This is a genomic window from Thioclava sp. PTB-PU3-1, from assembly GCF_055666785.1.
Window position 1 is genome coordinate 119,283 of record NZ_JBVNVL010000007.1, and the last position, 13,791, is coordinate 133,073.

At 64.8% G+C, this 13,791-nt stretch carries 13 protein-coding genes; 11 read left to right on the forward strand and 2 right to left on the reverse strand.

Going from position 1 to position 13,791, the window contains the following annotated elements:
* Window positions 1-22 precede the first annotated feature (22 nt).
* The 6 genes from ACZ7GB_RS17090 to ACZ7GB_RS17115 all read left to right on the forward strand — a co-directional run bounded on the left by ACZ7GB_RS17090 (window position 23) and on the right by ACZ7GB_RS17115 (window position 6,079).
* The gene (locus tag ACZ7GB_RS17090) at window positions 23-1,555 is read left to right on the forward strand and encodes an acyl-CoA carboxylase subunit beta (protein WP_083078881.1); all 1,533 of its coding nucleotides are present in this window, start codon (window positions 23-25) and stop codon (window positions 1,553-1,555) included.
* A gap of 8 nt (window positions 1,556-1,563) precedes the next feature.
* Window positions 1,564-2,085 (forward strand): DUF6497 family protein, encoded by a 522-nt coding sequence (locus tag ACZ7GB_RS17095; RefSeq protein ID WP_472159675.1) that lies wholly within the window; start codon window positions 1,564-1,566, stop codon window positions 2,083-2,085.
* 484 nt (window positions 2,086-2,569) lie between these two features.
* Entirely contained in the window at window positions 2,570-2,911 is a 342-nt protein-coding gene (locus tag ACZ7GB_RS17100) for a hypothetical protein (protein WP_472159677.1), read from the forward strand.
* 63 nt (window positions 2,912-2,974) lie between these two features.
* The gene (locus tag ACZ7GB_RS17105) at window positions 2,975-3,367 is read left to right on the forward strand and encodes a hypothetical protein (protein WP_078522855.1); all 393 of its coding nucleotides are present in this window, start codon (window positions 2,975-2,977) and stop codon (window positions 3,365-3,367) included.
* Window positions 3,368-3,716: 349 nt separating this feature from the next.
* Window positions 3,717-3,923 (forward strand): hypothetical protein, encoded by a 207-nt coding sequence (locus tag ACZ7GB_RS17110; RefSeq protein ID WP_078571734.1) that lies wholly within the window; start codon window positions 3,717-3,719, stop codon window positions 3,921-3,923.
* A 152-nt stretch (window positions 3,924-4,075) separates the two neighbouring features.
* On the forward strand, window positions 4,076-6,079 hold the full coding sequence (locus ACZ7GB_RS17115; protein ID WP_078547480.1) for an acetyl-CoA carboxylase biotin carboxylase subunit: 2,004 nt from the start codon (window positions 4,076-4,078) through the stop codon (window positions 6,077-6,079).
* 98 nt (window positions 6,080-6,177) lie between these two features.
* Here ACZ7GB_RS17115 and ACZ7GB_RS17120 read toward each other — a convergent pair whose 3' ends face one another.
* The gene (locus ACZ7GB_RS17120; RefSeq protein WP_472159679.1) at window positions 6,178-6,654 is read right to left on the reverse strand and encodes a DUF4174 domain-containing protein; all 477 of its coding nucleotides are present in this window, start codon (window positions 6,652-6,654) and stop codon (window positions 6,178-6,180) included.
* A 178-nt stretch (window positions 6,655-6,832) separates the two neighbouring features.
* Between ACZ7GB_RS17120 and ACZ7GB_RS17125 the strand changes: the two genes are divergently transcribed.
* The 5 genes from ACZ7GB_RS17125 to ACZ7GB_RS17145 all read left to right on the forward strand — a co-directional run bounded on the left by ACZ7GB_RS17125 (window position 6,833) and on the right by ACZ7GB_RS17145 (window position 12,244).
* On the forward strand, window positions 6,833-7,762 hold the full coding sequence (locus tag ACZ7GB_RS17125) for a hypothetical protein (RefSeq protein ID WP_472159681.1): 930 nt from the start codon (window positions 6,833-6,835) through the stop codon (window positions 7,760-7,762).
* A complete protein-coding gene (scpA, locus tag ACZ7GB_RS17130) occupies window positions 7,734-9,863 on the forward strand; it encodes a methylmalonyl-CoA mutase (RefSeq protein WP_078606120.1) in 2,130 nt (709 codons plus the stop codon). Before ACZ7GB_RS17125 ends, scpA begins: the two co-directional genes overlap by 29 nt.
* A 214-nt stretch (window positions 9,864-10,077) precedes the next feature.
* The gene (locus ACZ7GB_RS17135) at window positions 10,078-10,764 is read left to right on the forward strand and encodes a tellurite resistance TerB family protein (protein WP_078606297.1); all 687 of its coding nucleotides are present in this window, start codon (window positions 10,078-10,080) and stop codon (window positions 10,762-10,764) included.
* Complete coding sequence (locus tag ACZ7GB_RS17140) at window positions 10,764-11,771, forward strand: endonuclease/exonuclease/phosphatase family protein (protein WP_347430898.1); 1,008 nt, start codon at window positions 10,764-10,766, stop codon at window positions 11,769-11,771. The genes ACZ7GB_RS17135 and ACZ7GB_RS17140 overlap by 1 nt, the downstream gene beginning before the upstream one ends.
* A gap of 44 nt (window positions 11,772-11,815) precedes the next feature.
* Window positions 11,816-12,244: a hypothetical protein gene (locus tag ACZ7GB_RS17145; protein ID WP_078571740.1), complete on the forward strand. Its 429-nt coding sequence runs from the start codon at window positions 11,816-11,818 to the stop codon at window positions 12,242-12,244.
* Here ACZ7GB_RS17145 and ACZ7GB_RS17150 read toward each other — a convergent pair.
* Window positions 12,241-13,791, reverse strand: coding sequence for a Ppx/GppA family phosphatase (locus ACZ7GB_RS17150; RefSeq protein ID WP_078571741.1), 1,551 nt, complete (start codon window positions 13,789-13,791; stop codon window positions 12,241-12,243). The genes ACZ7GB_RS17145 and ACZ7GB_RS17150 overlap by 4 nt on opposite strands.

A 13,791-nucleotide genomic window follows, 5' to 3' on the forward strand; every position in this document is an offset into this window, starting at 1 on the left:
GGAAATTATGCGGAGGACCCTCATGAGAGACATCCTGAAGGAGCTGGAGCATCGGCGCGACGAAGCCCGCCTTGGTGGCGGCGAGAAACGCATCGAGGCGCAGCACAAGAAGGGCAAGCTGACCGCGCGCGAGCGGATCGAATTGCTGCTCGACGAGGGCTCTTTCGAAGAGTTCGACATGTTCAAAACCCATCGCTGCACCGATTTCGGGATGGAAGAGAGCAAGCCCTATGGCGACGGCGTCGTCACCGGTTGGGGCACCGTGAACGGGCGCATGGTCTATGTGTTCAGCCAGGACTTCACGGTCTTCGGCGGCTCGCTGTCGGAAACCCATGCCGAGAAAATCTGCAAGATCATGGATATGGCGGTCCAGAACGGCGCGCCGGTGATCGGCATCAACGATTCGGGCGGTGCGCGGATTCAGGAAGGCGTGGCCTCGCTTGCGGGCTACGCGGACGTGTTCCAGCGCAACATCATGGCCTCGGGCGTGGTGCCGCAGATCAGCCTCATCATGGGCCCCTGTGCCGGCGGTGCGGTCTATTCGCCCGCGATGACGGACTTTATCTTCATGGTGAAGGACACGTCTTACATGTTCGTCACCGGCCCCGACGTGGTGAAGACGGTCACGAACGAGCATGTGACGGCCGAGGAACTGGGCGGCGCGACCACGCACACCAAGAAAAGCTCGGTCGCCGATGGTGCCTATGAGAACGATGTCGAGGCGCTGTTCGAGACTCGCCGCCTGATCGACTTCCTGCCGCTGTCGAACCGCGAGAAGGCGCCCGTGCGGCCCTTCTTCGACGAGGTGGACCGGATCGAGGCCTCGCTCGACACGCTGGTGCCGTCGAACGCGAATACCCCCTACGATATGAAGGAACTGATCCTGAAGATCGCGGATGAGGGGGATTTCTTCGAGATCCAGAAGGATTTCGCAGGCAACATCATCACCGGGTTCATCCGTCTCGAAGGTCAGACGGTCGGCGTGGTCGCGAACCAGCCGATGGTGCTGGCGGGCTGTCTGGACATCGATTCCAGCCGCAAGGCCGCGCGCTTCGTGCGCTTCTGCGACGCGTTTGAAATTCCGATCCTGACGCTTGTCGACGTGCCGGGCTTCCTGCCGGGCACCAGCCAGGAATATAACGGCGTCATCAAGCACGGCGCGAAGCTGCTGTTCGCCTATGGCGAAGCGACCGTGCCGAAGGTCACCGTCATCACCCGCAAAGCCTATGGCGGGGCCTATGACGTTATGTCCTCCAAGCACCTGCGCGGCGATTTCAACTACGCCTGGCCGACTGCGGAAATCGCGGTGATGGGGGCCAAGGGCGCGGTCGAAATTCTCTATCGCTCGGAGCTGGGCGAGCCTGAGAAGATCGCCAAGCGCACCGCCGATTACGAGGACCGGTTCGCGAACCCGTTCGTGGCGGCCGAGAAGGGCTTCATCGACGAGGTGATCCAGCCGCGCTCGACGCGTCGCCGGGTGGCCCGTGCCTTTGCGGCGCTGCGCTCGAAGAAGCTGTCCAACCCGTGGAAGAAGCACGACAACATCCCGCTCTGAGGAGGCGCATGACGGGCAGGCCGAGGATCACGACGCTCTTGCCCGGCGCTCTCGCCGGGCTGGTGCTGGCATTGCCCGCATCGGCTCAGGAGCTGCGGGAGGTGACGCCGGTGCCCGATTACGGTGCGGTGATGCATCCGGGCAATCTGGGGGCGGATCTGGGGCCGGGCGATGGGCCGAAGGGGACCAAGGGCGATGCGATCCCGGTCCCGTCGGGACAGAAGGTCTGGTGGATCGACGTGATCCATAACGAGGCCGGGCCGGACGGGCTGACCTATCGCTTTCGCTTCCTTGCGCCGCAGATCGGAGGGCGCAGTCCGCTGTCCTCCGATATCGCGCTGAAGGATATCGAGGCGCTGTGCAACGGGTGGGTGGTGCCGCGCCTGCCGCAGCCCGGTCCGGAGCCCGCGCAGGTGATGGTGAGCCTGTCGGACCAGATCGTGCCGTTCGGCGATGCCGCCCCCGAGGTGGTGCAATATTTCGACAGCTTTTCCGTCGAGGACGGAAACTGCGTTTGGGAGTTTTTCTGATGGCTTTGGCCGGATCCGCAGATCACAGCTTGGAGGGCATGATGCCGGGGCGCGCATACGCGCAGCCGCTCACGGCGAAATCGCGCTTTCGTGAGCAGGATTTGCAGGCTAACCTGCCCTTGGGGAAAGCAATTTCGGTCCCCGTATTGAAACGGGTCGTGCCGAACCTCGCCGAGATCGGGGCGGGCGCCCCCTTGGACAGGAGAACGACATGTCGAAAGCTCTCATCGCGCTTGGCCTCGTGGCCTTCGTCGCAGCCTGCGCACCCAAGCCTGAGCCCGCGCCGGTTGCCGTCACCACCGAGCCGACCTACACCGGCAAGTACAAATAATCTGCGTGCGGGGCGGGGCGGCAGCCGTCGCCTTGCCCCCGCGATCCCTGCGGGGGCCGTGGCGTTGTGTGATACGCCATACGGTTACCTAGCGGCAATTATCCTTCCAGAGTACGCTCTTAGCCATTCCAACAATGAATGGGGGAGAGTGAGATGGTCCGAATTTCTCTGGGCGCGGTTGCCTGCGCGGCCCTGCTTGTGGGCTGTGCGCCCAAGCCGGAGCCTGCACCTGTCACCGTGGAGCCGGTCTATACCGGCAAATATGGCGGCCCCGTCGCCAGTGGCGGCTCCTGCCGACCGACTGGACGGCTCGTCGACTCGCAATACCCGGCGTCCGTGCCCGATTGTCCGCTCGAGTGCGGACCGCTCGAGACTGCCACGGCGGCAACAGCGCAGCGACCGGCCGAATGCGTGCCCGAGCCGCGTGGCGGATCGACGCGTCAGCCGACGGGAACGCCTCGCTCGACAACTCCGAACGACCCGACGCGCGGGTAACAGTGTTGCACCGCTAACGCTCAGCACGCGCCGTCCCAGCAACTTCAAAGGGGAGGGCGCGTCATGCTGAAGCATCGCGGTTTCCCGTCGCGGTTACCCTCGACGGATTATCAATTCACCATTCGCCGTGCCAACAAGAAGGGCGCGACGAAACTCATCCGGCGTGAACGCTACGCCGATCGCGGTCATGGCGATCGCAAGGCCGATGCGGGCTTCATGGCCGCGCTTTGGGCGCAGTTCGGCGAAGAGCCGTTCGAGCGCGGTAATCTCGATGCGGGCCGGTTGAGCTGGCTCTTCGGGCGCGAGGTGGTGGCCGCCGAGGATCCGTTCGATCCCGAAAGCTACGAGGCGCTTCTCAAAATCGACGTGAAACGCGCGGAAGCCTCCTTCCCGGAGGTCTTCGCCGATCCCGACGCCTTCACCTTCGATGATGACGAGGATGAGGATTGGGCATGATTTCGCTGATGTCCTGCGCGAAATGGCGGCATGCCGCCGAACCTCATGGTTGCAGGGATTTCGCCTTTGCAATCGCCGGTGCGCGCGGTCACATTGAGCGGGCAAGCCGTACTGTCCCCAACACCCGCGGCTTGTTTAATATCCCTACCCCTTCCCTATTCCTGCGGCCTGATCTTATGGTCGGGCCGCAGCTTTTTTCTTTCGGGGGGCAAGGGGGGCTCCGCCAAGATGTGAAGGGGAGCGGCGATAGCTCGCCGATGGGGCTTCAGCTCGCGTTTTCGCCGTTGGCTTTTCACGGCGCCGCGATAAACTCGCGTCCAATCATAACCGCTATTGGAGGCAGTTTCCCATGCGTAAAACCCCGATCCTTCTTGTCCTTGCCGGTCTCGCTCTCGCAGGCTGCATGCAAACCGACGGCCAGCGCGCCCTCGCCGGCGCGGCCGGCGGCGCGATCATCGCGGATGCGACCGACAACAACGCGCTCACCGGCGCGGCTCTCGGCGCGCTCGCGGGCACGTATTGCGACGACGCAGGCGTCTGCCAGCGCTCGTACTAAGCACATCTGCGCGGCTCTGACCGCGTCCGATCGCTATTCGACCGCCATCGGGGCTGCACGCCCCGGTGGCGGTTTTTCGTTTGTCTCACATCATGAACACGACACGCGGGGCGGGGGGATGCCCCTCCCGCGCCGGAAGGGAAGGGCCTGACATGTTCAAGAAAATCCTGATCGCCAACCGTGGCGAGATCGCTTGCCGCGTCATCAAGTCGGCGCAGAAGATGGGGATCAAGACGGTCGCCGTCTATTCCGATGCCGATGCGCAGGCGCTGCATGTCCAGATGGCCGACGAGGCGATCCATATCGGCCCGCCGCCCGCGAACCAGTCCTATATCGTGATCGACAAGATCATGGATGCGATCCGACAGTCGGGCGCCGAGGCGGTTCACCCGGGCTACGGCTTCCTGTCGGAAAACAAGAAATTCGCCGAGGCGCTCGAGAAAGAGGGCGTCGCCTTCATCGGTCCGCCCTCGGGTGCGATCGAGGCGATGGGCGACAAGATCACCTCGAAGAAGCTCGCGAAAGAGGCGGGCGTGTCGACCGTGCCCGGCTACATGGGGCTGATCGCGGATGCCGACGAGGCGGTGAAGATCTCCGACGAGATCGGCTACCCGGTGATGATCAAGGCTTCCGCAGGTGGTGGCGGCAAGGGGATGCGTATCGCGTGGAATGCCGAAGAGGCGCGCGAGGGCTTCCAGTCGTCGAAGAACGAGGCCGCGAACAGCTTCGGCGACGACCGTATCTTCATCGAGAAATTCGTGACGCAACCGCGCCACATAGAGATTCAGGTGCTCGCCGACAAACACGGCAACTGCGTCTATCTGAACGAGCGTGAATGCTCGATCCAGCGCCGCAACCAGAAGGTCATCGAAGAGGCGCCGTCGCCCTTCCTCGACCCCGAGACGCGCAAGGCGATGGGCGAGCAGGCCGTGGCCCTGTCGAAAGCGGTGGATTACTGCAGCGCGGGCACGGTGGAATTCATCGTCGATGGCGAGAAGAACTTCTACTTCCTCGAGATGAACACCCGCCTTCAGGTGGAGCACCCGGTCACCGAGCTGATCACCGGCATCGACCTCGTCGAGCAGATGATCCGCGTGGCCGATGGCGAGAAACTCCCGATGAAACAGGAAGATATCGGCATCAACGGCTGGGCCATCGAGAGCCGCCTCTATGCCGAAGATCCCTATCGCAACTTCCTGCCCTCAATCGGGCGTCTGACCCGCTACCGTCCGCCGGTGGAAGGTAAGACCGCTTCGGGCGGCATCGTGCGCAACGATACCGGCGTCTTCGAGGGCGGCGAGATTTCGATGTTCTACGACCCGATGATCGCCAAGCTCTGCACCTGGGCGCCGAGCCGTGGCGAGGCCATCGAAGAGATGCGTCTTGCGCTCGATATGTTCGAGGTCGAGGGCATCGGGCACAACCTGCCGTTCTGTGCGGCTGTGATGGATCACGAGCGTTTCGTGACCGGCAACATCACCACCGCCTTCATCGAAGAGGAATATCCTGAAGGGTTCAACGGCGTGACGCTGGACGAGGGGATGCTGCGCAAGGTCGCGGCGGCCACGGCGGCGATGGAGCGCGTGGCCGAGATCCGGCGCACGAAGATCTCCGGCACGCTCGGCAACCACGAGCGCAAGGTCGGCGTGGATTGGGCGGTCTCGCTGCAGGATGAGGATTTCAAGCTCAAGGTGAACGCGGATCGCCATGGTTCGACCATCATCTTCGAGGATGGCGAGGAGATGCGGGTCGAGAGCGACTGGACCCCGGGCGACCCGCTGGCCGAGCTGAGCGTGAACGGTGCGCCCCTGGTGCTGAAAGTCGGCAAGATCCCGATGGGCTTCCGCATCCGGGTGCGTGGCGCCGATCTGAAGGTGCATGTCCGCACGCCGCGCCAGTTCGAGCTCGCGCAGCTGATGCCGGTGAAACTGCCGCCGGACACCTCGAAATTCCTGCTCTGCCCGATGCCGGGTCTCGTCGTGAAGATCTCGGTCGAGGAAGGTGCGGAAGTGCAGGAGGGTCAGCCGCTGGCCACCGTCGAGGCGATGAAGATGGAGAACATCCTGCGCGCCGAGAAGAAGGGCACCGTGAAGAAGATCAATGCAGAGGCGGGCGCGAGCCTTGCCGTCGACGACATCATCATGGAGTTCGAATAAGTGACGCCCGCGCCGTGGCATAGGGAGGCCGGGCGACCGGCTCACCCCGCCACGGCGGGGCGCGATCTAGTGGCGCGCCGTGTTGTGCGGGGATGTGCTCAGAAGCCGCGCTCTTCGCGGATCTCGTCGCGCCGGATCGGCATCTTGTCGATCGAGCGGACGATCTCGCGCGCGTCCCACGGGGCGGGCTTGCGCAGGTTCACCGTGCCGTCCTTGGCGATGATGACGAGGGAGAACCCGCGCGGGCGCAGCGTGCGCCGCACGTCGCTGGCCGGATCGGGCGTGGTGTCGGTGATGACGACGACGTCGCGCCGGGCCAGTTCCGCCCAATGGTCCTTCAGATACCGGATCTGCTCCTTGAAGGCCGGGTCGAGCGGGCTGTCGGCGAAGACGACGATGGGTCGTTTCTGCCAGACGAACGCATCCAGATCCGCATCCGCCCCATCGACCGGTGCGAAGGGGGGCGTGACCTCGGGCTCTTCCACGGCGAGATCGACGGTGCTCTCTTGGGCTGCGGCCGCGAAGGGCGTCAGCGCAAGAAATGCAGCGAGTCCAAGGGATAATAGACGGGTCATGGGCTCCTCTCTCGTTCCTGATATATGCGCGCGAGCCCCCTCGCACCATGCCGGACCGTGCGAATTTTCGCCAAATGCGGCCTTTAAGCGCCCCGCAAGGACTCGCGGTGCAGACTGGCGCCGGGTTTTCGGGGCTGCGGCGGGGTGCCGCTTGGACCCGGGGCCGTGGGGGCCGGGCATGGATGTCATTCTGCATATCGGGGCGCATCGCACCGCGACGACGACGTTTCAGGCGTGGATGCTGCAAAACGCCGACGCGCTGGCCGCAGGCGGGATCGCCTATTGGGGGCCGGACCGGACACGGGCGGGGCTGTTCTCGGGGTTGGTGAAGCGCCCCGATCTGGTGACGCCGGAGGATGGGACGGCGCTGTCGCGGCTGCGAACCGCGCTGGCGTTCGAGCTGGATCGGCTCGCCGATCAGGGGATGCGCCATCTGGTGATCTCTGAGGAAAATCTGCTGGGCGCGATGCCGCAATGCGTGGACATGCTGACGCTCTACCCGGATGCGGCGGGGCGGCTGGAGCGTGTGCGGCAGGTGCTGGGCGGGCATCTGACGGGCGTGGCGCTGTCGATGCGGCGCTATGATATGTGGTGGTCCTCGGTGCTGTCGGTGATGGCGGGGCGGGGCGCTGGCCTGCCCGATGCGCGCGGACTTGCGCGGCTTGCCGATCATCCGCGCGGCTGGCCGGAGGTGATCGCGCAGGCGCAGACAGCGCTTGGCGCCCCCGTCACGGTGTGGAGCCATGAGGCGCTGGGGGCGGAGCCCCAGGCCCAGCTTCAGGCGCTTGTGCCGGGCGAAGGCCTGCCTGCCGGGCTGTTCGATGCCCGCAAACGGCGTAACGCGGCTCCGGGGCGCGCGGCGCTGCGCGAGGGGCTGATCCGCGCCGGGCACCGCGTCGCGGCGGGGCCGGGGCGCTGGATGCCTTTCGATCAGGCGCAGCGCGCGCAGATGACCGCCCGCTATCTGGAGGATCTGAACTGGTTGCGCCGCGCGCGGCCGGGACTGAATTTTGTGGAAATGACGGCCGAAGACGCGGGGAAGACACCCGCCGCGGCGACAGTGGAAGAAGGATTTGGCCATGACGGACAAGAAAGAGGACTGGCGTAACCTCGCCGAGAAGGAACTGCGTGGCAGGCCGTTCGAGGACCTGACCTGGAACACGCTCGAAGGGATCGCGGTCAAGCCGCTTTACACCGAAGAGGACGTGGAGGGGCTCGACCATCTGGGCACCATGCCGGGCCTGTCGCCCTTCACGCGCGGGCCGCGGGCTACGATGTATGCGGGCCGTCCGTGGACGATCCGGCAATATGCGGGTTTCTCGACCGCCGAGGAGTCGAACGCCTTCTACCGCAAGGCGCTCGCCGCCGGGCAGCAGGGCGTGTCGGTGGCCTTCGACCTCGCCACCCACCGCGGCTATGACAGTGACCATCCGCGCGTCGAGGGCGATGTCGGCAAGGCGGGTGTGGCGATCGATAGCGTCGAGGACATGAAAATCCTGTTCGACGGCATTCCGCTCGATCAGATTTCGGTCTCGATGACGATGAACGGCGCGGTGATCCCGATCCTCGCCAACTTCATCGTCACCGGCGAAGAGCAGGGCCATGACCGCAGCGTTCTGTCGGGCACGATCCAGAACGACATCCTCAAGGAGTTCATGGTCCGCAACACCTATATCTATCCGCCCGAGCCTTCGATGCGGATCATCGCGGATATCATCGAATACACCTCGAACGAGATGCCGCGCTTCAACTCGATCTCGATCTCGGGCTACCACATGCAGGAGGCCGGCGCGAACCTCGTGCAGGAGCTGGCCTACACGCTGGCGGACGGGCGCGAATACGTGCGCACCGCGATCAAGGCGGGGATGGATGTCGACAAGTTCGCGGGCCGTCTGAGCTTCTTCTTCGCGATCGGGATGAACTTCTTCATGGAGGCCGCCAAGCTGCGCGCGGCGCGCCTGCTGTGGAGCCGGATCATGGAAGAGTTCGAGCCGAAGAAGCCGCAAAGCTCGATGCTGCGCACCCACTGCCAGACCTCGGGCGTCTCGCTGGCCGAGCAGGACCCCTATAACAACGTGATCCGCACGGCGTACGAGGCGATGTCGGCGGCGCTTGGCGGTACGCAGTCGCTGCACACCAACGCGCTGGACGAGGCGATCGCGCTGCCCACCGAGTTCTCGGCCCGGATCGCGCGCAACACGCAGCTCATCCTGCAGGAAGAGACCGGGATCACCAACGTGGTCGATCCGCTCGCGGGCTCCTACTACGTCGAAAGCCTCACGGCGGAACTGGCCGAGAAGGCCTGGGAGCTGATCGAGGAAGTCGAGGAGATGGGCGGCATGACGAAGGCCGTGGCCTCGGGCATGCCCAAGCTGCGCATCGAGGAGACGGCCGCCCGGCGTCAGGCGCTGATCGACCGGGGCGAGGATGTCGTGGTCGGGGTGAACAAGTATCGCCGCGAGACCGAGGACGAGCTGGATATTCTCGATATCGACAATGCGAAGGTGCGCGACAACCAGATCGCGCGGCTCGAGAAGATGCGGGCCAGCCGCGACGAGGCGGCCTGCGAGGCGGCGCTGACGGAACTGACGCGCCGCGCCTCCGAGGGTGGCAACCTGCTCGAAGCGGCGGTGGAAGCTGCACGCGCCCGGGCCTCTGTGGGAGAGATTTCTATGGCGATGGAAAAGGTGTTCGGACGTCACCGCGCCGAGGTGAAGACTTTGGCTGGTGTTTATGGCGCGGCCTATGACGGCGATGAGGGCTTCGCGCAGATCCAGAAGGACGTCGAGACCTTCGCCGAGGAAGAGGGCCGCCGCCCGCGGATGCTGGTGGTGAAGATGGGGCAGGACGGCCATGACCGCGGCGCCAAGGTGATCGCGACCGCCTTTGCCGATATCGGCTTCGACGTCGATGTGGGCCCGCTGTTCCAGACGCCGGAAGAAGCCGCGCAGGACGCGATCGACAATGACGTGCATGTGGTCGGGATTTCGTCGCAGGCGGCGGGTCACAAGACGCTGGCACCCAAGCTGATCGAGGCGCTCAAGGAGAAGGGCGCCGAGGATATCATCGTGATCTGCGGCGGCGTGATCCCGCAGCAGGATTACGACTACCTCAAGAAGGCGGGCGTGAAGGCCATCTTCGGGCCGGGGACGAACATCCCGTTGGCCGCGCGCGAGATCCTCGACATCGTGCGTCAGGCGCGGGCCTGAGGGCGCTGAGGGGGCTCTGCCCCCGCGCTAACGCGCCCCCCGGGATATTTTGACCAAGGCGAAGTTCGGGCTTTGCTTTGAATTTGGGCGGCGCGCGGGGGAACTCTGCGCGCCGCCAGTCATTTCAAAACATTACAACGATTTAATCACAGGGCGGATTTGCGCGGGTGCATTTCCGCCGCAGCGCGGCTAGACTTGAACCATGGACAAGCCCATCTCCCTTTGGTCGCGTATCGCGCAGGCGCTCTCCGCTCTCGGGCGGGGTGAGGCGCTGTCGACCGTTTTCGACAATCTGCGCCAGCCGCCGGAACGCTCGGTTGCTTTCACCATCGCGGTGATTGCGCTCGGGGCGAAAATGGCGAAGGCCGACGGGCAGGTCACGCGCGACGAGGTGGCGGCGTTCCGGCGCATCTTCCAGATCCCGCCGGAAGAGGAAGCCAATGCCGCGCGCGTCTTCAACATGGCGCGCACCGATGTGGCGGGCTTCGACGCCTATGCCCGCAAGATCGCCAATATGTTCGGTCCCGGCGCGGACGTGCTGAAAGACGTCCTCGAAGGTCTGTTCTTCATCGCGCTGGCCGATGGCGATTACCACGAGGGCGAGGATGCCTTCCTGCTGGAGGTCGCGCGGATCTTCGGGCTCGAGGAATGCTGTTTCCGCGCGATGCGTTCGGCCTTCGTGGAGGATGCCGATCCCGATCCGTGGACCGTGCTGGAGGTCGAGCCCGGCACACCGCTTCCCGAGGTGCGCAAGGTCTGGCGCAACAAGGTGCGCGAGGCGCATCCCGACCGGGCGATTGCCCGTGGTCTGCCTGAGGAGGCTGTGCAGCTCTCCGAGGCGCGGGTGATCGCGCTCAACAAGGCCTGGGAGGAAATCCGCGCCAGCCATGCGGAGGCGTGATGCGGATCGCCACTTGGAATATCGAGTGGTTCAACAGCCTTTTCGCGCGTAACGGGACGCTTCTCGACGATAGTGAATGGTCGGCGCGCTACAACGTGACGCGCAGCCAGCAGACCGGGGCGATCGCGATCGTGATGAGCGCGCTGGAGGCCGATGTGCTTCTGGTTGTCGAGGCGCCCGACGACAATCATCGCCACAAGACGGTGGATATGCTCGAAGGCTTCGCGGAGCGGTTCGGGCTGCGCCAGCGTCGCGCGCTTCTGGGCTTTTCCAACGATACGCAGCAGGAACTGGCGCTGCTTTATGATCCCGATGTCGTGACGGCGCGGCATGATCCGCAAAGTTCGGAGGCGTGGCCGCGCTTCGATGGCAGCCTGCGGATCGACCTCGATATCGATGCGCGGATGGATACGGTCACCTTTTCCAAGCCGCCCCTCGAAGTCGCGCTGGGAACGCAGAGCGGGGAAGTGCTTCGGCTGATCGGCGTGCATGTGAAGTCGAAAGCCCCGCATGGCGCGACGAGCCTCGAGACAGCCACCCGCATGGCGATCGAGAACCGGCGCAAGCAATTGGCGCAGTCGATCTGGATCCGGGGCCGCGTGGAGGAGCATCTCGCGGCGGGAGACAGTCTGATCGTGCTGGGCGATTTCAACGACGGTCCGGGGCTTGATGAATACGAGAAGCTGTTCGGACGCTCGGGCGTGGAGATCGTCGCGGGCGAGGGTGGCCCGGAAGCGGAACGGCTGCACGATCCCCATGCGCGGCTGTCGAAAGCGCATCATACGGCCGCAGCCCCCAGTTCCGCGCGGTTCTACCTCGTCGATCAGAAGCAGTATTTCTCGGCCATGCTGGATTATGTGATGCTCTCGCCCGATCTGGCAGCCCGGGCGAGGAAGTGGCGTATCTGGCACCCGTTCGACGATCCGCATATCTACCGCGTGCCCGAATTGCGCGAGGCGCTTTTGCAGGCCTCGGATCATTTTCCCGTCTCGGTCGATATCGATTGATCGGGGGCGTGATTTTCGCGCCGCTTCAGCGTAGGATCGGAGCTATGAAACAGCCGCTTGTCCTCGCTTTGTCGCTCGCCCTTCTGGCAACGCCCGTCTCCGCGCAGGAGGAGGGCGGCGACGCTGGCGGCGATGTCGATCGCGGATTCTCCTTGCTGCAGGAGGGCGCGCAGTCGCTGTTTCGGGGGCTCATGGGCGAGATGAAGCCGCAACTCGACGAGATGCAGAAAGGCTTGGGGGAGGCCGCGGCCCAGTTGGGGCCGAAGCTGCGCCAATTCCTCGCGCTGGTCGACGACATGTCGAATTACGGCGCGCCCGAGCGGCTGCCCAATGGCGATATCATCATGCGGCGCAACGCGGACGCGCCGCCGCCGCCGCCCCTAATGACCGAGCCGCCCGAGGATGCGCCGCAGAAAGACGGCCCGAACCAAGGCGGGCCGATCGAGATCCCGGAGGGCGGGATCGAGCTTTAATCGGTGATGATCGGCTCGGCCTTCAGCGCATTCGCGAGCGAGCGGAAGCGCGACTCGGCGACCTCGCCCATCAGCGCCTTGCCGCGCTTGGTCAGCTTCAGTTCCAGCTCGCCCTTCTTGGCCGAATATTTCAGCTCGCCCGCATCGGCGGGGCTGTGGGTCGCGAACATCGAGCCGAAGCGCATCGCTTTGCCCAGAACCTCGGCCTCCTGAATCTGCTCTTCCGTCAGCAGCGGCAGGAACGGTTCCAGCCGCGAGCCGCCGCGCGAGTTCTTGTAGCGATGCAGCAGCGCCACGCCGAGCCAGATCCGCTCGGGGTGGGACATGGCGGAATAGTTCGCGCGGGTGACGTTCTCGAAACAGGCCTCGGCGCGGTAATCGGGATGGGTGCGCCATGTCGTGTCATGCAGCAGACAGGCCGCGCGCACGAGACGGAATTTCTCGGGCGGGAGCGGCCCGAAGATCGGCTCGATGAAGGCGTGGAGCTTCTTGCCGAAACCGGGCATCCGGCTCATCACGCGCTCGGTATGGCGCGCGGCTTCCACCAGCGGATCGCGGCGGCGCAGCCGTTCGGGCATCTGTTCGTAAAGCAGCCCTTCGCGGATCCCGTAGGCAGAGACGTCGATCTCCTTGGGCTCGAAGGTGGCGATCAACTCGCGCAGCACCTGGCTTGCCAGCGGGACGAGTTCCATCCGCGCCGAGGAGGTGCCGGTCTTCGCACGCAGCTTCTCCATGTCCGATTTGCCGATCCACTCGATCGTCTCGCCCAGCTCGTCGGGTTTCATCCGGTATTCGTGCTGCACGAGGAGGGGATAGTCGCGCCGCTCCATGTCGAGACGTGCGATGGCGCGCCACGAGCCGCCGACGAGGTAGATGCGTTCGTGCTCGGTGCCGACCTTCTCGGCCAGCTCCTGCATCGTCGCCTGAATATGGGCGGTGATCGCTTTCTTGCCGCCCGGGATCTGCTGCAGGCGGAAAGGGCCGAGCTGCGAGGTCGCGCGACGCCAGACCTTGCCGCCGCGAATCTCGGCCAATTCCATGGAGTTGCCGCCGATATCGCAGACGAGACCCTCGGCCTCGGGCCAGCCCAGAAGCACCCCTTGTGCCGAGAGGCGCGCCTCTTCAAGCCCGTCGACGATATGGACCTTGAGGCCGGTCTCTTTCTCGATCTTGCGGTGAAACTCGGGGCCGTCCTCGGCATCGCGCATCGCGGCGGTGGCGACGCAGGTGAGCGGGCCGATGTCCATCCCCTCGGCGAGCGCGGCGAAGCGTTTGAGCGCGGTCAGCCCGCGTTCGCGCCCCTCGGGATTGAGTCTGCCGGTTTCCGCCAGACCTTGGCCGAGACCCGCCATGACCTTCTCGTTGAAGAAATAGGCGGGACTGCGCGCCGCGCCGTCGAAGACGACCATCCGGATCGAGTTGGAGCCGATATCGACGACGCCGACGCGCGAGAGCGCGCGCACGGATGGGTCATCGAAGAGAGGCTGGCCGAACGGATCCCAATCGTCGCTGTCATCAACTGCCGGCGCCGCTTTGTCTTTGCTCAT